The sequence below is a fragment of the Variovorax sp. R-27 genome (genome assembly GCF_049913215.1).
Classification (GTDB): domain Bacteria; phylum Pseudomonadota; class Gammaproteobacteria; order Burkholderiales; family Burkholderiaceae_C; genus Variovorax.
This window is the reverse complement of record NZ_CP183984.1, coordinates 5,467,429-5,486,161: the sequence shown is the minus strand read 5'-3', so window position 1 is coordinate 5,486,161 and position 18,733 is coordinate 5,467,429. Positions and strand designations below refer to the sequence as shown.

The window sequence follows — 18,733 nt, the reverse complement described above, 5'->3', positions numbered from 1 at the left end:
CTGAGGCTCCCATGACGACCAGCCCTCGACCCTGGAAGATCCCGGAGTCGGTGCTGGTCGTGATCCACACGCCGGCGCTCGATGTGCTGCTGATCCGGCGTGCGGATGCCGAGACCGACTTCTGGCAGTCGGTCACGGGCAGCAAGGACGCGGCCGATGAGCCGCTCGCGCTCACCGCGGCGCGCGAGGTGGCCGAGGAAACCGGGATCCAGTGCGGCGAAGGCACGGCGCTGGCCTCGCAACTGGTCGACTGGCAGCTGCGCAACGTCTACGAGATCTACCCCCGCTGGCGCGCCCGCTACGCGCCCGGTATCACCCACAACACCGAGCACCTGTTCGGCCTGTGCGTGCCTGAACGCATCACGCCCACGCTGGACCCGCGCGAGCACACCGACTGGCGCTGGCTGCCGTACCACGAAGCGGCAGATGCCTGCTTTTCCCCATCGAATGCCGAAGCCATTCTGTTGCTGCCAGAATTTGCGCGATGAACCAGCCGGCAGCAGCAGTAGCAGCAACGCAGAACCTCCGGGTCGCGACCTACAACATCCACAAGGGTGTTCAAGGCATCGGACCCGCACGGCGGCTCGAAATCCACAACCTCGGCCACGCCATCGAGCAGCTCGACGCCGACATCGTCTGCCTGCAGGAAGTGCGCAAGATGAACCGGCAGGCGGCCGCCCGTTTCGCGCGCTGGCCCGAGTTGCCGCAGGCCGATTTCCTCGCGCCCGAGGGCTACACCGCCGTCTACGAGACCAATGCCGTCACGCGCCACGGCGAGCACGGCAATGCGCTGCTCACGCGCTGGCCGGTGCTGCGAATCAACCATCAGGACATTTCCGATCACCGCTTCGAACAGCGCGGGCTGCTGCACGTGGTGATCGACGTGGAGGGCCGGCGGGTGCACACCATCGTGGTGCACCTGGGGCTCATCAAGGGCAGCCGGGTTCGGCAGATTGCCCGCCTGCGAGAGTTCATCGACCGCGAGGTGCCGCCCGACGAGGCCGTTGTGGTGGCCGGCGATTTCAACGACTGGGGCGCGCGCATGCGCTACGCTATGAACGCCATGGGCCTGCGCGACACCAGCGACCTGCGCGGTCCGCGCACGCTCACTTACCCCTCGCGCCTGCCGGTGGCACAGCTCGACTTCGTCTACGGACGCAGGCTGGAGCCGCTGGCCTGCACGGTGCCGCGCGGCCCCATCTGGGCTCGCATGTCCGACCACCTGCCGCTGGTGGCCGATTTCACGCTCCTTAATTGATAGCATTGCTCCAAGAAGGGACGGGCGTTGCGGGCCCGAATGTCTGGAGCCATTCACTGGTACGATCCCCGCCATGCTGAGGAAAACCGACGTCGACCCGCGCCCCGATCGAAACGACGATGACGAGGGTACGCCCGTCTCCGTGAAGATCCGTGAGCGCCTCACCGCGGCGCGCAAGCGCTTCAACGCCAACGACAACATCGCCGAGTTCATCGAGCCCGGCGAACTGGAGGCCTTGCTCGACGAGGTCGAGGTCAAGATGAAGGGCGTGCTCCAGAGCCTGGTCATCGACGTCGAGAATGACCACAACACCGACAACACAGCACGGCGCGTCGCCAAGATGTACCTGAACGAGGTGTTCCGCGGCCGCTACGTGGCGCCGCCCTCGCTCACCGAGTTTCCCAACGCCGAGCATCTGAACGAGCTGATGATCGTCGGCCCGATCACCGTGCGCAGCGCCTGCTCGCATCACTTCTGCCCGATCATCGGCAAGCTCTGGATCGGCGTGATGCCCAACGAGCACACCAACGTGATCGGCCTGTCGAAGTACGCGCGCCTGGCCGAGTGGGTCATGGGCCGTCCCCAGATCCAGGAAGAAGCCGTGGTGCAGCTGGCCGACCTGATCCAGGAAAAGACGCAGCCCGACGGCCTCGCGCTGGTCATGGAAGCCGAGCATTTCTGCATGGCCTGGCGCGGCGTGAAGGAAATGGACAGCAAGATGATCAACTCCGTGATGCGCGGCGTGTTCCTTAAAGACCCGAGCCTGCGCCGCGAATTCCTTTCTCTCCTTCCCCGAAAGAGCTGAGCCATGCTGGTCCGACTTCTCTACGCCAGCCGCGCCGTCGACACCAGCCCCGAGGCCATCGAGGCGATCCTTGCGCAATCGCGCACGCACAACACGACCTGCGGCATCACCGGCATCCTCTGCTACGGTGCCGGCACCTTCCTGCAAGCCATCGAGGGTGGCCGCATGGCCATCAGCGAGCTCTACGGCCACATCCAGCGCGATGCGCGCCACAAGGACGTGGTGCTGCTGCACTACGAAGAGATCTCCGAGCGCCGCTTCGGCGGCTGGACGATGGGACAGGTCAACCTGTCGAAGCTCAACGCATCGACGCTGCTGAAGTACTCCGAAAAGCCCGAGCTCAACCCGTACGCGGTGTCGGGCAAGGTTTCGCTGGCGCTGCTCGAAGAGCTGATGGCCACCGCCGCCATCGTCGGCCGTCACTAGTCCGGCAGGGGTGCCGCTCTCCGCATTCGCGCTGATCCTGCTCGCCGGGATCGTTCACGCAGGCTGGAACATCGCCGCCAAGAAGGCGAACGGTGATGCGCGCTTCAGCTTCCAGACCAGCGTGTTCAACATGCTCATCTGGGCGCCCGTGGGCATCACGCTGGGCTGGAACGTAGTGCCCGGCTGGGGCGTGACGGAGTGGGGCTTCGTCGTGCTCAGCGGCGTGCTGCACATCTTCTATTTCATCGTGCTGCTGCGCGGCTATCGCAAGTCGGACCTCACCGTGGTCTACCCGCTCGCGCGCGGTTCGGGGCCGCTGCTGTCGTCGCTGGTGGCGGTGCTTTTCCTGGGCGAGAAGATCAGCCTGGTTGGCGTGGCAGGCATCGCTGGCGTGGTGGGCGGCGTGTTCCTCGTTGCCGGCGGGCCCAAGCTGTGGCGCAAGGCGCATGACCCGGCGCAGCGCGAGCGCGTGCACAAGGGCATCCGCTACGGCGTGCTGACCGGCGGCTTCATCGCGGCGTACACCGTGGCCGACAGCTACGCGGTCAAGTTCCTCGCGATGTCGCCGATCCTGCTCGACTACTTCGGCAATCTCGTGCGCATGGTGCTGCTGGCGCCTGTCGCGCTGAAGGACCGTGCGACCACCGCGCGCATGTGGCGCGAGCAGTGGAAGTACGCGCTGCTGGTGGCTGCGGTCAGCCCGGTGTCGTATGTGCTGGTGCTGTATGCCGTGCAGCAGGCGCCGATCTCGCACGTCGCGCCGGCGCGCGAGGTGTCGATGCTGTTTGCCGCGTTGATCGGCGGCCACCTGCTGCGCGAAGGCGACCGGCTGCTGCGGCTGCTCGGCGCGCTGTTCATCGCCGCCGGGGTGGTGGCGCTCGCGAGGGGCTGAGGCGATGGTGCTGTTCGGCTGCGACTTCTCCAGCGCGCCGACGGCACGCAAGCCGATCGTGATTGCGGTTGGTGAACTGGCCGGTGCCGACCGCGTCAGGCTGACCAGCCTGCAGCGCTTCGCGACGCTTCAGGCGTGGGGCGAATGGCTGTGCGCCACGCCGTCCTGGACCGGTGGTTTCGACTTTCCGTTCAGCCTGCCGCGCGAACTCGTCGAGCATCTGCGATGGCCGCTGCAGTGGAAGCCGCTGATGGCCCACTACGCCAGCCTGAGCCGTGCCGAAATCCGCGAGACCTTCGCTGCGTTCTGCGCGGCGCGCCCGGTCGGCGGCAAGTTCGCGCACCGTGCGACGGACGGGCCTGCGGGCTCCAGTCCGTCGATGAAATGGGTCAACCCGCCAGTGGCCTACATGCTCCATGCGGGCGTGCCGCGCCTGCTGGCGGCCGGTGCGCACATTCCAGGCCTGCACGCAGGCAGCGGTGCCGACCGTATTGCGCTGGAGGCCTACCCCGGCCTGCTGGCGCGCGAGCTGATCGGGCGCCGCAGCTACAAGAGCGACGACCTGCAGAAGCAGACGCCCGAGCGGCACGCCGCACGCGCCGACCTGCTGGCCGCGCTCGAGGCGGGCACGACTCGCCTCGGCCTGCGGCTCTCCATCACCAGGCCGCAGCGCGCTGAACTGCTGGCCGATGCCCGCGGCGACGACATCGACGCGGTGCTGTGCCTCCTGCAGGCGGCCTGGGGCCTGCAGCGCGCCGGCAGCCCCGGTCCGGGCCATGGCCTGCCGGAAAGCGTCGACCCGCTTGAAGGATGGATCGTCAGCGCCTGAGCCTTGTTGTCCTACACCGCTTCGGGCTTCCGTCGGCATTCGCCGTCACCGGTCGGGGCCTAGATTGAAATCAGTGGGTCATTCCGGCCCACGGATTTCACTACCCCGAACAGGAAGGAAGCGACATGAACAAGGACCAAGTGGCAGGCCGCGTCGAGGAAGCCAAGGGCAAGCTGAAGGAAGTCACCGGCAAGGTCGTCGGCAACGAAAAGCTCGAGGGCGAGGGCATTGCCGACCAGGCCGCCGGCAAGGTGCAGAAGACCTACGGCGACGTCAAGGAAAAGGCCAAGGACGCGATCAAGTCGGGCGCCGACAAGTTGTGACCGAACAGGGCGGCGGGCACACCCCGCAGCCCTTTTCCATCTCCGTGAGTGACTGGAGGATTCCCATGAACAAATCGAATCAATACATCGCCATGCCGCATTCGCGTGCGTGGCTTGCCGTGCTCGTGGCCGGCGCAGCGCTGACGCTGGCCGCCTGCGACAAATCCGACAACCGCACCGCGGGCGAGAAGCTCGACAGCGCTGTGGCGAAGACCGAGCAGGCCGCCGATACCGCGGCCGCCAAGACCGGCCAGGCTGTCAAGGACGCCACGGCCAAGGTCGAGTCGTCCAGCACCACTGCTGAGGTGAAGGAAGGCATGGCCAATGCCAAGGAAGCGGCCAAGGATGCCGGCGCAGCGATGAGCGCGACGGTGAACGATGCCGCCATCACGGCTTCCGTATCCGCGGGCCTGGCCAAGGATCCGGACCTGAGCGCGATCAAGATCAACGTCGACACCAAGGGCGGCGCGGTGAGCCTGAAGGGCCCGGCGCCCACGGCGGCAGCCAAGGCGCGTGCCGAAGAGATCGCCAAGGGCGTGCAGGGCGTGACGTCGGTGAGCAACCAGCTCGAAGTGAAGGGCTGATTGATCGCCCCGGCGAGCTTTACTCGTTCACCCATGAAAAAGCCCGGTTCTACCGGGCTTTTTCATGGGCGGGGCACGCAGCCCCCGATTGGTTCAGTTCAGTGACCGAGCCAGTCCTTCAACTCGTCGGCATGCTCTTCCTCGTCCGAGAGGATGTCTTCGAGCATGCGGCGCGTGGTCGGGTCCTTGTCGCCGATCAGCGCGATCATCTGGCGGTACGACTCCACTGCGATGCGCTCCGCGATCAGGTTGGCGCGCACCATCGATTGCAGGTCGGTCGACTCGTCGTATGCCGCATGGCTGCGCTCCAGCAGGTGCGAGGGCGCGAAGTCGGGCTCGCCGCCGAGCTGCACGATGCGCTCGGCAATGCGGTCGGCATGGCCCGACTCTTCGTTGGCATGCACCAGGAACTCGTCGGCGATGGCGGGCGATTCGACGCCGTTGGCGGTGAAGTAGTGGCGCTTGTAGCGCAGCACGCAGACCAGCTCGGTGGCCAGCGCATCGTTCAGCAACTGGACGACGTCGTCGCGCCAGGGGCCGTAGCTGGGGGTGACGGCGCCGTCGTCGAGGCTCTTGCGCGCGGCATCGAGGCCGCCCTGGTCGAGCACCAGGTGCTTGTGTCCGTTGGTCTTGGAGGAAACATCGGCTTTCATGGAGGGTCCTTTCGTGGGGGGCTTGGGGTCTTCTGCATCAACGTGTTGACCAGGTCAGCCACGTCGGATGTCTTCAGTACCGCCGCCAGCACGGCCGTGGCCGACAGCAGTCGCCATGGCCTGACGAGCACCAGCACCGCGCCGGTGGCCGCGGCGGCCGCCATCAGCTTGGCCGGCTCCTTGCGCGCGTAGTGCTCGAGCAGCGGACGCGCCAGCTGGCCGACCGCATGCGCGGGGTGCCGGCGCCACCAGCGTTCCACCACGCTGCGGCCCACACCGAGCCACACGTTGTTTCTTCCTCCTCCTTCTCTTCTTCCTCTTTCTCCTCGCGGGTTGTGCGGGTGCTGGTCATGCGGCGGCGCAGCGGCCGAGGCTTCGTGCTGCGCGTATTCCAGATCGTCGTTGTCGGGTGCGTCCGCGCCGTCGTTCAGCTGCCGCACAAGCGCGCGGCGCGAGAGGGCCAGGCGCTGCTGCGGGGTGAGGAGATGACGTTCAGCGCTGGCCATGGCGGGCTCCGGTGTCGCGCAAGGCCTGCAGGTCGGCGTCGAGCTGCGAGCGCAGGTCGTCGAAACCGTGGCCCGGCACGGGCCGTGTCGCATACCACGCGCAAATGGCCGCGATCACCACGGACACGGCCGGCACGGCCACCAGCACCCAGTGAAAGCTGCCGTGCATCACGCCGAGCAGCACGGCCACGCCTATGAGCCCGAGGGCCAGCGTGGCGCTGGCCACCGCCAGCAAGGCCGCGACGAGCCGGGCGACGAGGCCGCGCCCCGCCTGCGCGGATTCCTGGCGGACGAGGGCGGCGTAGTTGGCGAGATGTTCAGCAACGAGATCCGGATGCCCGAGCACCGTGGAAAAAATCGGATGAAGCATGGTGCCGGGAACCGGTGCAGCGACGGAAATTCAGCGGCGAATCAATAGTCGTCCCGGCTGCGGCGGCTGGCCAGCACGATGAGTGCCGTGATGGCTGCGCCGGCGGCTGCAGCCAGCAGCACGGAGCGCACAGGCTGGTCGGAGATGTAGCGGCCGGTGACGTCGGCAGCCTGTTCGATGCGGCGCTGCGCACGTGCGCTGGTGGTGGACGCGGCGTCCAGACCGCGCTGAACGGCTTGCTGCACGCGGGCTGCCAGCTGCTCGACACCCGGTTCGGCATCGCGTTGCAGGTCGCGGACCTTTTCGCCCGCCGCATTCACCGCGTTCTGTGCGTAGGCGCGGGTGGTTTCGACCGCTTCACGCGCGGTCTGGCGCACGTCGTCGGCGAGTTGCGAGGGAGTCTTGGTCGTCGTGTTCATGTGAGGTCCTTTCCGGAAAAATGAAATGCGCAAGCCTGTTGATCGTAACGACGCTACTTGCGTCGAAGCAAGCCGGCAAGGAAGCTCGCAATCGCGAGGATCGCGAAGATCACGAAAAGGATCTTGGCAATGCCCACCGCGCTGGCGGCGATGCCGCCGAACCCGAACAGGGCCGCGATCAGGGCGATGACCAGAAACACCACGGCGTAATGCAGCATGTGGAACTCCTTCGAGGCTTGCCTCGTCGTTATGAAAAACCATCGCATCCGCAACCTCGCGCAGAGGCTTCGGATGGCATGGGTGCAACCTTAAGTGGGGGCGTGCCCCCGACCTGTCAGCGGCCAGGGGCGGGGTGCGTAGGAGATGGCCGAGTCGCTCTGCGCCCGCGCGTGCAGAAGTGCCGCTCCTGCAGGCAGCTCAGGCCGGCTTGACGACGGGGAGCATGGCGCTCAGGCGGGTGCCCTTGCCCGGCGTCGAGGAGACCGTGAGCTTGCCGCGCGCTGCCTCCACCCGGTGCCGCATGCCCGCGAGGCCATGCGTCGACGGGCGCATGCGCTGCGTGTCGAAGCCCTTGCCGTTGTCGGCCACTTCCACGATGACGTGGTTGTCGTAGTTCTTCAGCACGATGGTGGCTTCGCTGGCCTCGGCGTACTTGCTGATGTTGGTGAGGCTTTCCTGGACCATGCGGTAGATGGTGAGCTGGCGCGACTCGTCCATGGTTACCGGCTCCAGCGCCATCTCGATCTGCAGGCCCGAGCGTTCCCCGAACTCGCGCCCCAGGATCTCCAGCGAGGCGACCAGCCCCAGGTTGGAGAGCGACGACGGCCGCAGGTCTTCGATGATGCGGCGCTTGAGCGCGATGCCGCTGTTGAGCAGGTCGGTCAGGTGCTGCAGCCGCTGGATCGCGTCGGGCGAGTCCGCCAGCCGCGACTTCAGCCGCGCCACGTCCAGCTTGGCGGCGGTGAGCAGAGAGCCCAGTTCGTCGTGCAGCTCGCGCGCAAGATAGCCGCGCTCGGTCTCGCGCACGTCCTGCAGGTGGGTGGCCAGCTCGGCCAGCGAGGCGGTGCGCTCGCGTACTTCGTCTTCCAGCGCATTGCGCTCGCGCTGCAGGGCCTCCTGCTGGCGCTCGCCGATGGAGTGCAGCGCATGCGTCTGGCGCAGGTACAGGAAGAAGGCGAACAGCGCGGCCAGCGCCACGATGGCGGTGCCGATGCGCGCCAGCTGCAGCGAGCGCAGCACCTGCTCCTGGCTCTGGTGCAGGGTGACGTTGCTGATCTTCACCAGCTCGCCCGCCGTCGCGCGGATGGAGTCCATCTCCTCGCGGCCCACGTCGGTCGTGATGACGAACTTCCAGGCGTCTTCCTTGCCGTCCTGGCGCAGCCGCACGCTCATGTCCATCTCGGCCACCTTGCGCAGCACGTGCTTCGACAACTCGGCCAGCTGGGTGAGTTCAGCAGGCCGGCCGGCGTACAGCCGGCGAAGGGTCGCGAGCTGGCCGTCGACCTGCTTGACCGCGTCGTCATAGGGTTTTCGGTAGTTCGCCTCGCCGGTCAGCAGGTAGCCTCTCTGGCCGGTCTCGGCATCCAGCATGTTCTGCAGGATCTGGTTGAGCGCGCCCCGCATCTGCTGCGCCTCGTCGATGTCGGCGAGGGCGCGGCTCGACTGCCGGTAGCCGGCCTCGTTGATGCCGACGAGGGCCAGCGCAGCCAGCGCCGCGAGCAGCAGGCTCACGGCCATTCTTGGAGGAGCTAACCAGTGCATGAAACTTTCGAGGCTGCGTACTACGCAAGTTCGTGAATAATTGATAACAATCAGGGACCCGGTATGTTGCGACCCGCATGTCCGCAACACAACGAAGAAAGTAACAGATGATCAAAATCGGAATTGTGGACGACCACGCCATCGTGCGATCGGGCCTCCGGCAGTTCTTCTCCGAGCACGTGGACCTGCGCGTGGCGGGTGAAGCAGCCAGCGGCCGAGAGGCAATCGAGCTGGTGCGCACCACGGAGCTGGACGTTCTGGTCATGGACCTTTCGATGCCCGGTCAAAGCGGTATCGATGCGCTCGCCATGATCCGCGCCAAGGCGCCGGACGTGGGCATCCTCATATTGAGCGGATACCCCGAAGAGCACTACGCGATGAACCTGATCCGCCAGGGCGCGAGCGGCTACCTCAACAAGGAGTGCGATCCCATCGAGATCGTCAACGCCATCCGCACCATCTCGCTGGGCCGTCGCTACATCACGCCCGCCGTGGCTGAACTGCTGGCCCGCCAGCTCGACCGCAAGGACGACGCCGCGCCGCACGAGCAGCTCTCGGAGCGCGAGTTCCAGGTGTTCCTGAAGCTCGCCAAGGGCGAGACCGCCGGCGACATCGCCAAGACGCTGTCGCTGTCGGTGAAGACCGTGAGCACCTACCGCACGCGCCTGATGGAGAAGATGAACCTCTCCTCCAACAGCGACCTCACCTACTACGCGCTGAAGAACAAGCTGATCGACTGAGATCGGCCAGGGAGCGGAAAGAGTGGGGAGGGGGCCCAACGCGGCTTCTTCCTCAACCCGCCTCGGGAGCCCCGGGCGCGGGGTGCAAGGCCTTGGCCTGCACGATGCAGAAGTCGACCAGCGCGTCGATTTCGTTCGACTTGTCGAACACCGCGTCGACCCCGAACTCGGCGCAGCGCCGCCGGATGTCGGGCGTCGCATAGTTGCTGAGCACCACCACCTTCTGCAGCGGCTTGCGCGACTGGCAGGCCTGGAGCACGCCCAGACCGCTGCCCTGCTTGAGAAAGAGATCGACGATGACGAGGTCCCACTCGCCATCGTGGCCGAGCAGCCACGCGCGTGCGCCGCTTTCGGTTTCGGCAAAGCCGACGACCGTGGTGGAGGTGAGTTCTTCCAGCGTGCCAATGAGGTTTTCACGGATCGTGAGGTTGTCTTCGACGACGTAGGTCTGCAATCTGGAATCCATGCCGAACCGCGCTTCCTCTGAGGTTGGCAGACGCATTTGCAGCGCCTCTCTGGTGCAAATGCCTGCCAGCATGGACTTTGAGGCGTTGCGGTGGCAGATCATGCAAGCTTCGGCGCGTGGCTCTTGTAGGCGAGGTCCGACGCGTGCATCCGTCGAAGCCTGCAAGGTGCATTCGTAGGCAATGCCTCACGGTTTCTGCGGCCCATCGCCGACCCGGGCGGCGCGATCATTCGAGTTACAAGGACCCATGGCAACGAACGCAACGAACATCCTGCGCAACCGACCGCTCTGGCAGAAGCTGGTGGCCGGCGTCGTGCTGCTGTTCGCGGCGCTGGTCATCGGGCTTGCCTTCTTTCCCTGGGACATGCTGCGCGAGCCGGTCAACCGCTATGTCAGCGAGAAGACCGGGCGCAAGTTCGAGATTACGCGCCGGCTCGACGTGGGCCTTGGCTGGCGGCAGGCCACGGTCAAGTTCGACGGCATCGAGTTCGCCAACCCCTCGTGGGCGCGCGACCCTTATCTGGTCAAGGCGGATCGCGCCGAGTTCGACATCCGCATCTGGCCGCTGATCGCCAGCAAGATCGTCATTCCGCGGCTCGCGCTCTTCTCGCCCGCGCTGGGCCTGCAGATGGAGGCGGACGGGCGCCGCACCTGGGCGCTCGGCAAGGACACCTCCGATGGCGGCACCGTGCCCAGCATCGGCCTGATGCAGGTCGACACCGGCGCGGTCGACTTCCTGGCCAAGCACCTGGGGGTCGATCTGCACGCCGACCTGAGCTACGACAGCAGCCGCGGCGAGATGCCGCTCAGCTACCGTATCAAGGGCCGCTACAAGGGGCAGCCGCTGACCGCCAGCGGACGCACCGGCAACGTGCTGCAGATCAACGCCGCGGGTGCACCGCCGTTTCCGATGGAGATCAACGCGGCCGCCGGGCAGACCCAGCTGAAGGCTGCCGGCACGGTGGCCGAGCTGTCGGGGCTCGACGGCATCGACGCCAAGTTCGAAATCAAGGGCCAGACGCTTGGCGCCTTGTTCCCGCTGCTGGGCATCGCGCTGCCGCAGACCTCGCCCTACGCCCTGAGCGGCAACCTGGGCAAGCGCGGCAAGCTGTGGCAAGCCAGCGGCCTCAAGGGCAGGCTGGGCCTGTCCGACATCGCCGGCGACATGCGCTTCGACCAGGCCGGCCAGCTGCCACATCTGGCGGGCGACCTGCGCTCACGCGTGATGGACATGGACGACCTCGGCCCTCTGATCGGCCTGCCGCCCACGGCGCGCACTGCCGCCACCGTGGAAGGCGTGGCTCCGCCGCCGACCATCACCCAGGTCAAGCGCCCTGGCGGCAAGGTGCTGCCCACGGCGCCGCTCGACTTCGAACGCCTGCGCGCCATGAACGCCGACGTGAAATACACGGCAGACCGCATCCGGAACGTGCGCGACGTTCCGCTGGACAGCGGCAGCGTGCAGGTCAAGCTGGCCAACGGCGTGCTCACGCTCGACCCACTCGACCTGGGTGTGGCCGGCGGCAAACTGAGCGGTGCGATCCGCATCGACGCCTCGAAGAACCCGGCGGACATCCGCGCCTCGCTCGACGTGCGGGCGATGCAGCTGGCCCGCCTGTTCCCCAAGCTCGAGACCACGGGCAACAGCGTGGGCCGGCTGGATGGGCGCATCAACCTGTCGGGCTCGGGCAGCACCGTGGCCAACTGGCTGGGGGGCGTGTCGGGCGACGTGGCGGTCATTTCGGGGCGCGGCCAGTTCGGCAACCTGCTGCCGGTGTTCGCGACGCTGGTGGGCGGCGACATCATCAAGTTCATGCTGCGCGGTGACCGCAACGTCGAGCTGCGCTGCGCGGCCCTGGCCTTCGACGTGAACAAGGGGCTGATGACCGGGCGCACGCTCGTGGTGGACACGACCAACGCCGTGTTCATTGCCACCGGCCAGGCCAACCTGGCGACCGAGGGGCTCGATTTCGTGGTCCGGCCGGAGCCCAAGAGCAAGAGCATCCTGTCGATTCGTACGCCGTTGGTGGTGAGCGGCACCTTTGGCGATCCGAAGGGCGGTGTGGAGGTCGTTCCCCTGGCGGGGCGCGGGCTGGCTGCGCTGGCGCTGGGCGCCATCAATCCGCTGCTGGCGCTGGCCGCGACCATCGAGCCCGGCCCGGGCGTGGATTCCGATTGCAAGGGCGTGCTGGCGCAGGCCAACAAGCCCACGGCCGGGGCGGCCGCCAACGGCGCTGCCCGCGCTAAAGGGGCAAAGCAGCCTTAGAGGGGAAGGGCGGGGCGCTGCGCGCAGACGCTGCAGTGCGGGTCGCGCGCCACGCGCAGCGTGTCGAAAGAGGTGCTGCGCCCGTCGAACATCAACAGCTTGCCCGCCAGCGACGGGCCGATGCCGGCCAGCAGCTTCAGCGCCTCGCTGGCCTGCAGCGTGCCGATGGTTCCGACCACGGGGCCGAACACTCCGAGCACCGCACAGCGCGTTTCCTCGAAATCCGCATCGGGTGGGAACAGGCAGGCATAGCAGGGCGAGGTGGCGTCGCGGGTGTCGTACACGCTCAGCTGGCCATCGAAACGGATTGCCGCGCCCGCCACCAGCGGCTTGGCGTGAGCCACGCAGGCGCGGTTGACGGCCTGTCGGGTGGCGAAGTTGTCGCAACAGTCGACCACCACGTCGGCCTGCGCGACCAGGCGCGACAGCAGCGCCTCGTCGGCGCGCAGGGCGTGGGTTTCGATGGCGATGTCGGGGTTGATGTCGCGCATGGCCTGCGCGGCGGATTCGACCTTGGCGAGGCCCACTCGCGCGTGGGTGTGGGCGACCTGGCGCTGGAGATTGGTGAGATCGACTTCGTCGTCGTCGACCAGCACGATGTGGCCGACCCCCGCTGCCGCAAGGTACAGGGCCACCGGCGAACCCAGTCCGCCGGCGCCTATGACGAGAACCCGTCCCGCACTGACGCGCTCCTGCCCGTCGATGCCGAACTCCTCGAGAAGGATGTGGCGCGAATAGCGCAGCAGCTGGCTATCTTCCATGCGCCACCGGCTCTCAGTTCTCTTTCTTCTCTTCCTTGTTGTCGACGATGATCTGCGTCTTGCTGACCAGCACCGGCTGGCCCTTCAGGCGGTTGAGCGCCTGCACCAGCGGGAAGTCCTTGTCGGTGCCGAACTCGGGTACCTTGCGGTCCTGCGGCGGCTTCTTGGCTTCTTCCTCGAGGCGCTTGCGGGCTTCGTCGCGGGCCTTTTCGCGTTCCGGGTCCTTGACTTCGGGGCCCTGGCCGCTGGCCAGGTGCTTCTCGAGGTCGGCCTCGCGCATGCGCAGGGCGGCAAACGGGCTGCCTTCGGCGCTTTCGTCGATCAGCACGTTGGGCACGATGCCCTTGGCCTGGATCGAGGTGCCGCTCGGCGTGTAGTAGCGCGCCGTGGTGATCTTCAGGCCGGTGTCGGGGCCGAGCGGGCGCACCGTCTGCACCGAGCCCTTGCCGAAGGTCTGGCTGCCCATGATGGTCGCGCGCTTGTGGTCTTGCAGCGCGCCGGCCACGATCTCGCTGGCCGAGGCCGAGCCTTCGTTCACCAGCACCACCAGCGGCACGCTCTTGAGCGCGGCCGGCAGGCTGCGCAGCGGGTCGCTGCCCGAACGGCGCTGGTAGAACTCCGGCGCAGCCTTGTAGACCGACTTGCTTTCGGCCAGCTGGCCGTCGGTGGTGACCACCGTGACGTTCTCGGGCAGGAAGGCCGACGACACCGCCACCGCCGCGTCGAGCAGGCCGCCCGGGTCGTTGCGCAGGTCGAGCACCAGGCCCTTGAGGTTCGGGTCTTCCTTGTACAGGTCGTCGATCTTCTTGACGAAGTCGTCGACGGTGCGCTCCTGGAACTGCGACAGGCGGATCCAGCCATAGCCGGGTTCCATCATCTTGCCGCGGACCGACTGCGTGCGGATTTCTTCGCGCGTGATCGTCACCGGGAAGGTGCGGCTCTCGTCCTTGCGGAAGATGGTCAGCAGCACCTTGGTGTTGGCCTCACCGCGCATGCGCTTGACCGCCTCGTTCAGCGACAGGCCGCGCACGGCGGTGTCGTCGATCTTGGTGATCAGGTCATTGGGCTTCAGGCCGGCGCGGAAAGCAGGGGAGCCTTCGATGGGCGAGACGACCTTGATGAGGCCGTCTTCCTGCGAAATCTCGATGCCCACGCCGACGAAGCGGCCGGTGGTGCCTTCCCTGAATTCCTTGAAGGACTTCTTGTCGAAGTACTGGGAATGCGGATCGAGGCCGGCAACCATGCCCGAAATGGCGTCGGAGATGAGCTTTTTCTCGTCGACCGGCTCGACGTAGTCGCTCTTGACCATGCCGAAGACGGCAGCGAGCTGCTGCAATTCCTCGAGCGGCAGTGGCGCAAGCGAACCGCGTGCGACTGTCTGCAACGAGACGGTGGTCAGGACGCCTGCTACGGCGCCGGCGGCGACCCAGCCGGTGATCTTCAGTTTCTGGCCCATCATGAGTGGTTGTCCTTGTCGGCGGCTGTCGAATCAATATACACAGCTTGGAAGCAATTTGTTTGCCGGGGTTCCACGGATGGAGCGCCGGGCAGGGGCTTTCAGGGCGGTCTTTACCGGTCTTTTCAGCCCTTGCCTTGCGATGCCACCGCTGCGGCTGCCTTTTCGGCGGCTGCGGCATCGCCGAGATAGTAGTGGCGCAGGGGCTTGAGGTCGTCGTCGAGCTCGTAGACCAGCGGAATGCCGTTCGGGATGTTCAGGCCGACGATGGCGTCGTCGGAGATGCCGTCGAGGTACTTCACCAGCGCCCGGATCGAGTTGCCATGGGCCGCCACGACCAGACGGCGGCCGGTGCGGATGGCCGGCGCCATCGACTCGTTCCAGAAGGGCAGCACGCGCGCCACCGTGTCTTTCAGGCACTCGGTCAGCGGAATCTGTTCGGGCGCCAGCTTGGCGTAGCGCACGTCGCTGCGCTCGCTGCGCGGGTCGTCGGCTTCCAGGGGTGGGGGCGGGGTGCCATAGCTGCGGCGCCAGACCAGCACCTGCTCGTCGCCGTACTTCTTGGCGGTTTCGGCCTTGTTCAGGCCCTGCAGGCCGCCGTAGTGGCGCTCGTTCAGGCGCCAGGAATGGACCACGGGCAGCCAGGTGCGATCGAGTTCGTCGAGCGTGTGCCACAGGGTGCGGGTGGCGCGCTTGAGCACGCTCGTGTAGGCGACGTCGAAGTCGTAACCTTCGGCCTTGAGCAGCCGGCCGGCCTGCTTGGCCTGCTCCACGCCGGTCTCGGTCAGGTCCACGTCGGTCCATCCGGTGAAGCGGTTTTCGAGATTCCAGGTGGATTCGCCGTGACGGATCAATACCAGTTTGTGCATGTGGGAGGCCTTTGGCTGCGCTTGCGAAACCTCGCATTCTAAAATCCCCGGTTTGCCATTCAAGGAACCCCCGTGAAATTGATCGAATTCGTCACCGCGAACTGGATGCTGATCCTGATCGCGCTCAGCTCGGGAGCCATGCTGGCCTGGCCGCTGGTGCGGGGGGCGGGCGGCGGAACGCTCACGGCGCAGGGTGCCGTGCAGCTCATCAACCGCGAGCGCGCGGTGCTTGTCGATGTGCGCGAGGCGGAAGAATTCGCCACCGGCCACATGATCGGCGCCAAGAACATTCCCCTGAACCAGCTCGAGGAAAAGCTCACCGGCGCGGTCAAGAACAAGACCGTGCCGCTGCTGCTGGTATGCGCCACCGGCGCCCGCGCCCAGCGCGCCGTGGCCATGGCCAAGAAGCTGGGCTACGAGCAGGCCCAAGCCGTGGCCGGCGGGCTGAAAGCCTGGAAAGACGCTAACCTGCCCGTTGAAAAGGCCTGAAATCTCCCCGAGATAGAGCGTATGCAAGCAGTCAAGATGTACACCACCGCCGTTTGCCCCTACTGCACGCGTGCGAAGCAAATCCTGAAGTCCAAGGGCGTCGAGCAGATAGAAGAGATCCGCATCGACACCGACCCCCAGGCCCGCAACACCATGATGGAAATCACCCAGCGCCGCACGGTGCCGCAGATCTTCATCGGCGACACCCACGTGGGTGGCTGCGACGACCTGATGGCCCTCGACAGCCGCGGCGGCCTCGTGCCCCTGCTGCAGAGCGCCTGAAACACAAAGCAACCGGCGTCACGGAAGTGGCGCGGTCGCCGGGCGATAATCGTTCGCTCATCCATCTGCAGCCCGCTGCGGGAACCTCTCCCCGGCGGGCATTGTTTTGATCCTCGAAAGTTCAGCCATGGCCGACCAGCAAGCCCAAGATCCCGTTTTCCAGATCCAGCGCGTCTACCTCAAGGACCTGTCGCTCGAACAACCCAATTCGCCCGCGATCCTGCTGGAGCAGGAGCAGCCCACCGTCGACATCCAGCTCGGCGTGGACGCCCAGCCCGTGACCGACGGCATCTTCGAGATCACCGTGTCGGCCACCGTGCAGACCAAGATCGGCGACAAGACCGTGTTCCTGGTCGAAGCCAAGCAGGCCGGCATCTTCGAAATCCGCCACCTGCCGGAAGAGCAGATGGGCGCCATCCTGGGCATCGCCTGCCCGCAGATCGTCTACCCGTACCTGCGCGGCAACGTGGCCGACGTGATCCAGCGCGGCGGCTTCCCGCCCGTGCACCTGGCTGAAATCAACTTCCAGGCGATGTACGAGCAGCAGCAGGCGCAGGCCGCCGGCCAGGCTGCGCCGACCCTGGCGCAGTAAACAGCGCCCAACGCCCTCGATGTCGCCAACGCCGATGAAGATCTGCGTTCATGGCGCCGGTGCCTGGGGCACGGCAGTCGCTGTCAACGCGGCGGCTCGCCACGAGGTCACGCTCTGGGCGCGCGATGCCGCCCAGGCCGACACCATGTCGGCCGCGCGCGAAAACACCCGCTACCTGCCCGGGCTGGCACTGCCGGCCTCGCTCGCCGTGCGCGCGGGCGACATCGGCCAGGCACAGGCCGGCGCCGACCTCGTCATCGTGGCCACCCCCATGGCTGCCCTGCGTGAACAACTCATTGCACTGCGTGGCACTACTGCGGCGGTGGCGTGGCTGTGCAAGGGCGTTGAGCCCGCACTTGACGCCTCACCCGCATCCTTCGGCCTGCTCGCCCACGAAATATGGATGCAGGTTGCTCCTGATTTGAGAGCGGGCGTGCTCAGCGGCCCCAGCTTCGCGCAGGAGGTTGCCGAAGGGCGCCCGACCGCGCTGGTGGCCGCCAGCCCGCATGCCGCCGTGCGCGACACGCTGGTCGACGCCTTCCACGGCCCCGCGCTGCGCGTCTACGCCAACGAGGACATCGTGGGCGTGGAAGTGGGCGGCGCGGTGAAGAACGTGCTGGCCATCGCCACCGGCCTGTGCGACGGCCTCGCGCTCGGGCTCAACGCTCGCGCGGCGCTCATCACCCGGGGCCTCGCAGAAATGACGCGCTTCGGCCTCGCGCTGGGCGCCCGCGCCGAAACCTTCATGGGCCTTTCGGGCCTGGGCGACCTGGTGCTGACCTCCACCGGAGACCTGTCGCGCAACCGCAAGGTCGGCCTGCTGCTGGCCCAGGGCCGCACGCTGGCGCAGGCCGTCGATTCGCTGGGCCATGTGGCCGAAGGCGTGTACTGCGCCCGCACCGTGGTGCAGCGCGCGCGTGGCCTCGGTATCGAGATGCCGATCGCCGAAGGCGTGGTCGCGCTGCTCGACGGCCGCGTGAGCCCGCAAGACGCGGTGGCCGCCCTGACCGGCCGCGACCCGGTGCCGGAATCCGTGCCGCCCGGCGCTGCGGCTTCTCCTCGCCATTCCTCTTAATAAAAAAACGCAGAGACAAAGAGCCATGAGCCTTCGCTTTGATTTTTCAGCGTCGGCCGTGGCCGCGCTGGCCCTGTCCGATGCCACCCGCGCATTGCAGGAAGACGTCGCCGACGGCGACCTCACCGCGTCGCTGGTCGACCCGGCCCGCACCGCCCGCGCCCGCGTGCTGGCGCGCGAATCCGCCGTCGTGTGCGGCGCGCCCTGGGTCGAGGCCACGCTGCGGCAGCTCGATCCGCAAGTGCGTATCCACTGGCTGTGTGCCGAAGGCGAGCGCTGCGCGGCCGACCAGACCGTGCTCGAAATCGAAGGTGCCGCCCGCGCGCTGCTGACGGCCGAGCGCACCTCGCTCAACTTCCTGCAGTTGCTGAGCGCGGTCGCCACCAAGACCGCCCTGTACGCCGACGCCGTGCGCGGCACGCGCGCCCGCATCGTCGACACCCGCAAGACCATTCCGGGCCTGCGCCTCGCGCAGAAGTACGCGGTGCGCACCGGCGGTGGCCTGAACCACCGCATCGGCCTTTACGACGCCGTGCTCATCAAGGAAAACCACATCGCCGCGGCCGGTGGCGTGGCTGCGGCCCTGCGCGCGGTGGCACCGGTTGCCTCGCAAGCCGCCTTCGTCGAAGTCGAGGTCGAAACACTGACCCAGCTGCGCGAAGCGCTGGAAGCAGGCGCGCGCATGGTGCTGCTCGACAACATGGACTTGCCCACGCTGCGCGAGGCCGTGCGCATCAACGACGAAGCCGGCGAAGACCGCAAGGCCGTGCTGGAGATATCCGGTGGCGTCACACTGGACGGTCTGCGCGCACTGGCCGAAACCGGGGTAGACCGTATTTCGGTCGGCGCATTGACCAAGGATGTCAAAGCCATCGACTACTCGATGCGTTTTCTGGAAAGCTGATCCGCCC

General features: G+C 66.8%; 25 protein-coding genes. 15 read left to right on the top strand and 10 right to left on the bottom strand.

The window, feature by feature from the left end; translation table 11 throughout:
• Window positions 1-11: 11 nt before the first annotated feature.
• The 8 genes from nudB to ACN9MV_RS25675 all read left to right on the top strand — a co-directional run bounded on the left by nudB (window position 12) and on the right by ACN9MV_RS25675 (window position 5,117).
• Window positions 12-488, top strand: a complete 477-nt coding sequence (gene nudB, locus ACN9MV_RS25710) for a dihydroneopterin triphosphate diphosphatase (RefSeq protein ID WP_093057481.1) — start codon at window positions 12-14, stop codon at window positions 486-488.
• Window positions 485-1,258, top strand: coding sequence for an endonuclease/exonuclease/phosphatase family protein (locus ACN9MV_RS25705; RefSeq protein WP_093178726.1), 774 nt, complete (start codon window positions 485-487; stop codon window positions 1,256-1,258). The genes nudB and ACN9MV_RS25705 overlap by 4 nt, the downstream gene beginning before the upstream one ends.
• 73 nt (window positions 1,259-1,331) lie before the next feature.
• Window positions 1,332-2,063, top strand: a complete 732-nt coding sequence (gene folE / locus ACN9MV_RS25700; protein WP_093057483.1) for a GTP cyclohydrolase I — start codon at window positions 1,332-1,334, stop codon at window positions 2,061-2,063.
• Between the two features lie 3 nt (window positions 2,064-2,066).
• On the top strand, window positions 2,067-2,489 hold the full coding sequence (locus tag ACN9MV_RS25695) for a BLUF domain-containing protein (RefSeq protein WP_093057484.1): 423 nt from the start codon (window positions 2,067-2,069) through the stop codon (window positions 2,487-2,489).
• 10 nt (window positions 2,490-2,499) lie between these two features.
• Window positions 2,500-3,381 carry an EamA family transporter gene (locus ACN9MV_RS25690; RefSeq protein WP_426390087.1) on the top strand — a complete coding sequence of 294 codons (882 nt, stop codon included), beginning with the start codon at window positions 2,500-2,502 and terminating at the stop codon, window positions 3,379-3,381.
• A 4-nt stretch (window positions 3,382-3,385) separates the two neighbouring features.
• Entirely contained in the window at window positions 3,386-4,210 is an 825-nt protein-coding gene (locus ACN9MV_RS25685; RefSeq protein ID WP_426390085.1) for a DUF429 domain-containing protein, read from the top strand.
• A 125-nt stretch (window positions 4,211-4,335) separates the two neighbouring features.
• Window positions 4,336-4,533, top strand: coding sequence for a CsbD family protein (locus ACN9MV_RS25680; RefSeq protein ID WP_093057487.1), 198 nt, complete (start codon window positions 4,336-4,338; stop codon window positions 4,531-4,533).
• Window positions 4,534-4,598: 65 nt separating this feature from the next.
• On the top strand, window positions 4,599-5,117 hold the full coding sequence (locus tag ACN9MV_RS25675) for a BON domain-containing protein (RefSeq protein WP_093057488.1): 519 nt from the start codon (window positions 4,599-4,601) through the stop codon (window positions 5,115-5,117).
• A 98-nt stretch (window positions 5,118-5,215) separates the two neighbouring features.
• Here the strand turns inward: ACN9MV_RS25675 and ACN9MV_RS25670 are convergent, their stop codons facing one another.
• The 6 genes from ACN9MV_RS25670 to ACN9MV_RS25645 all read right to left on the bottom strand — a co-directional run bounded on the left by ACN9MV_RS25670 (window position 5,216) and on the right by ACN9MV_RS25645 (window position 8,802).
• Window positions 5,216-5,770: a ferritin-like domain-containing protein gene (locus ACN9MV_RS25670; protein ID WP_093058056.1), complete on the bottom strand. Its 555-nt coding sequence runs from the start codon at window positions 5,768-5,770 to the stop codon at window positions 5,216-5,218.
• On the bottom strand, window positions 5,767-6,276 hold the full coding sequence (locus ACN9MV_RS25665) for a hypothetical protein (protein WP_426390082.1): 510 nt from the start codon (window positions 6,274-6,276) through the stop codon (window positions 5,767-5,769). Before ACN9MV_RS25665 ends, ACN9MV_RS25670 begins: the two co-directional genes overlap by 4 nt.
• Entirely contained in the window at window positions 6,263-6,646 is a 384-nt protein-coding gene (locus ACN9MV_RS25660) for a hypothetical protein (protein WP_426390081.1), read from the bottom strand. The genes ACN9MV_RS25665 and ACN9MV_RS25660 overlap by 14 nt, the downstream gene beginning before the upstream one ends.
• A gap of 41 nt (window positions 6,647-6,687) precedes the next feature.
• Window positions 6,688-7,065, bottom strand: coding sequence for a hypothetical protein (locus ACN9MV_RS25655; protein ID WP_093058053.1), 378 nt, complete (start codon window positions 7,063-7,065; stop codon window positions 6,688-6,690).
• 53 nt (window positions 7,066-7,118) lie between these two features.
• Window positions 7,119-7,283: a DUF1328 domain-containing protein gene (locus ACN9MV_RS25650; protein ID WP_007837165.1), complete on the bottom strand. Its 165-nt coding sequence runs from the start codon at window positions 7,281-7,283 to the stop codon at window positions 7,119-7,121.
• 199 nt (window positions 7,284-7,482) lie between these two features.
• Window positions 7,483-8,802, bottom strand: coding sequence for a CHASE3 domain-containing protein (locus ACN9MV_RS25645; protein WP_093178720.1), 1,320 nt, complete (start codon window positions 8,800-8,802; stop codon window positions 7,483-7,485).
• Window positions 8,803-8,933: 131 nt separating this feature from the next.
• Between ACN9MV_RS25645 and ACN9MV_RS25640 the strand changes: the two genes are divergently transcribed.
• Window positions 8,934-9,566, top strand: coding sequence for a response regulator (locus ACN9MV_RS25640; protein WP_007837167.1), 633 nt, complete (start codon window positions 8,934-8,936; stop codon window positions 9,564-9,566).
• 52 nt (window positions 9,567-9,618) lie between these two features.
• Here ACN9MV_RS25640 and ACN9MV_RS25635 read toward each other — a convergent pair whose 3' ends face one another.
• Window positions 9,619-10,032: a response regulator gene (locus ACN9MV_RS25635; protein WP_093077435.1), complete on the bottom strand. Its 414-nt coding sequence runs from the start codon at window positions 10,030-10,032 to the stop codon at window positions 9,619-9,621.
• Between the two features lie 247 nt (window positions 10,033-10,279).
• On the opposite strand from ACN9MV_RS25635, the gene ACN9MV_RS25630 reads away from it, so the two are divergent.
• Complete coding sequence (locus ACN9MV_RS25630) at window positions 10,280-12,298, top strand: AsmA family protein (RefSeq protein ID WP_426390076.1); 2,019 nt, start codon at window positions 10,280-10,282, stop codon at window positions 12,296-12,298.
• On the opposite strand, the gene ACN9MV_RS25625 is transcribed toward ACN9MV_RS25630, so the two are convergent.
• From ACN9MV_RS25625 to gpmA, 3 genes are all read right to left on the bottom strand, one after another.
• The gene (locus ACN9MV_RS25625; protein WP_097198215.1) at window positions 12,295-13,059 is read right to left on the bottom strand and encodes a HesA/MoeB/ThiF family protein; all 765 of its coding nucleotides are present in this window, start codon (window positions 13,057-13,059) and stop codon (window positions 12,295-12,297) included. The genes ACN9MV_RS25630 and ACN9MV_RS25625 overlap by 4 nt on opposite strands.
• Window positions 13,060-13,072: 13 nt before the next feature.
• The gene (locus ACN9MV_RS25620; RefSeq protein WP_093058069.1) at window positions 13,073-14,515 is read right to left on the bottom strand and encodes a S41 family peptidase; all 1,443 of its coding nucleotides are present in this window, start codon (window positions 14,513-14,515) and stop codon (window positions 13,073-13,075) included.
• 125 nt (window positions 14,516-14,640) lie between these two features.
• Window positions 14,641-15,384, bottom strand: a complete 744-nt coding sequence (gpmA, locus tag ACN9MV_RS25615; protein WP_093058049.1) for a 2,3-diphosphoglycerate-dependent phosphoglycerate mutase — start codon at window positions 15,382-15,384, stop codon at window positions 14,641-14,643.
• A 105-nt stretch (window positions 15,385-15,489) separates the two neighbouring features.
• Between gpmA and ACN9MV_RS25610 the strand changes: the two genes are divergently transcribed.
• The 5 genes from ACN9MV_RS25610 (at window position 15,490) to nadC (ending at window position 18,726) form a co-directional block, all read left to right on the top strand.
• Entirely contained in the window at window positions 15,490-15,873 is a 384-nt protein-coding gene (locus ACN9MV_RS25610) for a rhodanese-like domain-containing protein (RefSeq protein ID WP_371127403.1), read from the top strand.
• A gap of 21 nt (window positions 15,874-15,894) precedes the next feature.
• Entirely contained in the window at window positions 15,895-16,155 is a 261-nt protein-coding gene (grxC, locus tag ACN9MV_RS25605; RefSeq protein WP_093058047.1) for a glutaredoxin 3, read from the top strand.
• 127 nt (window positions 16,156-16,282) lie between these two features.
• A complete protein-coding gene (gene secB, locus ACN9MV_RS25600) occupies window positions 16,283-16,747 on the top strand; it encodes a protein-export chaperone SecB (RefSeq protein WP_093058046.1) in 465 nt (154 codons plus the stop codon).
• A gap of 34 nt (window positions 16,748-16,781) precedes the next feature.
• Window positions 16,782-17,822 (top strand): NAD(P)H-dependent glycerol-3-phosphate dehydrogenase, encoded by a 1,041-nt coding sequence (locus ACN9MV_RS25595; protein ID WP_426390074.1) that lies wholly within the window; start codon window positions 16,782-16,784, stop codon window positions 17,820-17,822.
• A 25-nt stretch (window positions 17,823-17,847) separates the two neighbouring features.
• Window positions 17,848-18,726, top strand: a complete 879-nt coding sequence (nadC, locus tag ACN9MV_RS25590) for a carboxylating nicotinate-nucleotide diphosphorylase (RefSeq protein ID WP_093058044.1) — start codon at window positions 17,848-17,850, stop codon at window positions 18,724-18,726.
• Window positions 18,727-18,733: the final 7 nt, after the last annotated feature.

What these genes read in the sequence shown, in the direction of transcription:
- ACN9MV_RS25670 (WP_093058056.1), bottom strand. Translation starts at nt 5,770, where the DNA reads ATGAAAGCCGATGTTTCCTCCAAGACCAACGGACACAAGCACCTGGTG.
- gpmA (WP_093058049.1), bottom strand. Translation starts at nt 15,384, where the DNA reads ATGCACAAACTGGTATTGATCCGTCACGGCGAATCCACCTGGAATCTC.
- ACN9MV_RS25620 (WP_093058069.1), bottom strand. Translation starts at nt 14,515, where the DNA reads ATGGGCCAGAAACTGAAGATCACCGGCTGGGTCGCCGCCGGCGCCGTA.
- ACN9MV_RS25640 (WP_007837167.1), top strand. Translation starts at nt 8,934, where the DNA reads ATGATCAAAATCGGAATTGTGGACGACCACGCCATCGTGCGATCGGGC.
- ACN9MV_RS25630 (WP_426390076.1), top strand. Translation starts at nt 10,280, where the DNA reads ATGGCAACGAACGCAACGAACATCCTGCGCAACCGACCGCTCTGGCAG.
- nudB (WP_093057481.1), top strand. Translation starts at nt 12, where the DNA reads ATGACGACCAGCCCTCGACCCTGGAAGATCCCGGAGTCGGTGCTGGTC.
- ACN9MV_RS25665 (WP_426390082.1), bottom strand. Translation starts at nt 6,276, where the DNA reads ATGGCCAGCGCTGAACGTCATCTCCTCACCCCGCAGCAGCGCCTGGCC.
- ACN9MV_RS25635 (WP_093077435.1), bottom strand. Translation starts at nt 10,032, where the DNA reads ATGGATTCCAGATTGCAGACCTACGTCGTCGAAGACAACCTCACGATC.
- ACN9MV_RS25705 (WP_093178726.1), top strand. Translation starts at nt 485, where the DNA reads ATGAACCAGCCGGCAGCAGCAGTAGCAGCAACGCAGAACCTCCGGGTC.
- nadC (WP_093058044.1), top strand. Translation starts at nt 17,848, where the DNA reads ATGAGCCTTCGCTTTGATTTTTCAGCGTCGGCCGTGGCCGCGCTGGCC.
- ACN9MV_RS25650 (WP_007837165.1), bottom strand. Translation starts at nt 7,283, where the DNA reads ATGCTGCATTACGCCGTGGTGTTTCTGGTCATCGCCCTGATCGCGGCC.
- ACN9MV_RS25680 (WP_093057487.1), top strand. Translation starts at nt 4,336, where the DNA reads ATGAACAAGGACCAAGTGGCAGGCCGCGTCGAGGAAGCCAAGGGCAAG.
- ACN9MV_RS25625 (WP_097198215.1), bottom strand. Translation starts at nt 13,059, where the DNA reads ATGGAAGATAGCCAGCTGCTGCGCTATTCGCGCCACATCCTTCTCGAG.
- ACN9MV_RS25595 (WP_426390074.1), top strand. Translation starts at nt 16,782, where the DNA reads ATGAAGATCTGCGTTCATGGCGCCGGTGCCTGGGGCACGGCAGTCGCT.
- grxC (WP_093058047.1), top strand. Translation starts at nt 15,895, where the DNA reads ATGCAAGCAGTCAAGATGTACACCACCGCCGTTTGCCCCTACTGCACG.
- ACN9MV_RS25645 (WP_093178720.1), bottom strand. Translation starts at nt 8,802, where the DNA reads ATGGCCGTGAGCCTGCTGCTCGCGGCGCTGGCTGCGCTGGCCCTCGTC.
- ACN9MV_RS25675 (WP_093057488.1), top strand. Translation starts at nt 4,599, where the DNA reads ATGAACAAATCGAATCAATACATCGCCATGCCGCATTCGCGTGCGTGG.
- ACN9MV_RS25610 (WP_371127403.1), top strand. Translation starts at nt 15,490, where the DNA reads ATGCTGATCCTGATCGCGCTCAGCTCGGGAGCCATGCTGGCCTGGCCG.
- ACN9MV_RS25695 (WP_093057484.1), top strand. Translation starts at nt 2,067, where the DNA reads ATGCTGGTCCGACTTCTCTACGCCAGCCGCGCCGTCGACACCAGCCCC.
- ACN9MV_RS25685 (WP_426390085.1), top strand. Translation starts at nt 3,386, where the DNA reads ATGGTGCTGTTCGGCTGCGACTTCTCCAGCGCGCCGACGGCACGCAAG.
- ACN9MV_RS25660 (WP_426390081.1), bottom strand. Translation starts at nt 6,646, where the DNA reads ATGCTTCATCCGATTTTTTCCACGGTGCTCGGGCATCCGGATCTCGTT.
- folE (WP_093057483.1), top strand. Translation starts at nt 1,332, where the DNA reads ATGCTGAGGAAAACCGACGTCGACCCGCGCCCCGATCGAAACGACGAT.
- ACN9MV_RS25655 (WP_093058053.1), bottom strand. Translation starts at nt 7,065, where the DNA reads ATGAACACGACGACCAAGACTCCCTCGCAACTCGCCGACGACGTGCGC.
- secB (WP_093058046.1), top strand. Translation starts at nt 16,283, where the DNA reads ATGGCCGACCAGCAAGCCCAAGATCCCGTTTTCCAGATCCAGCGCGTC.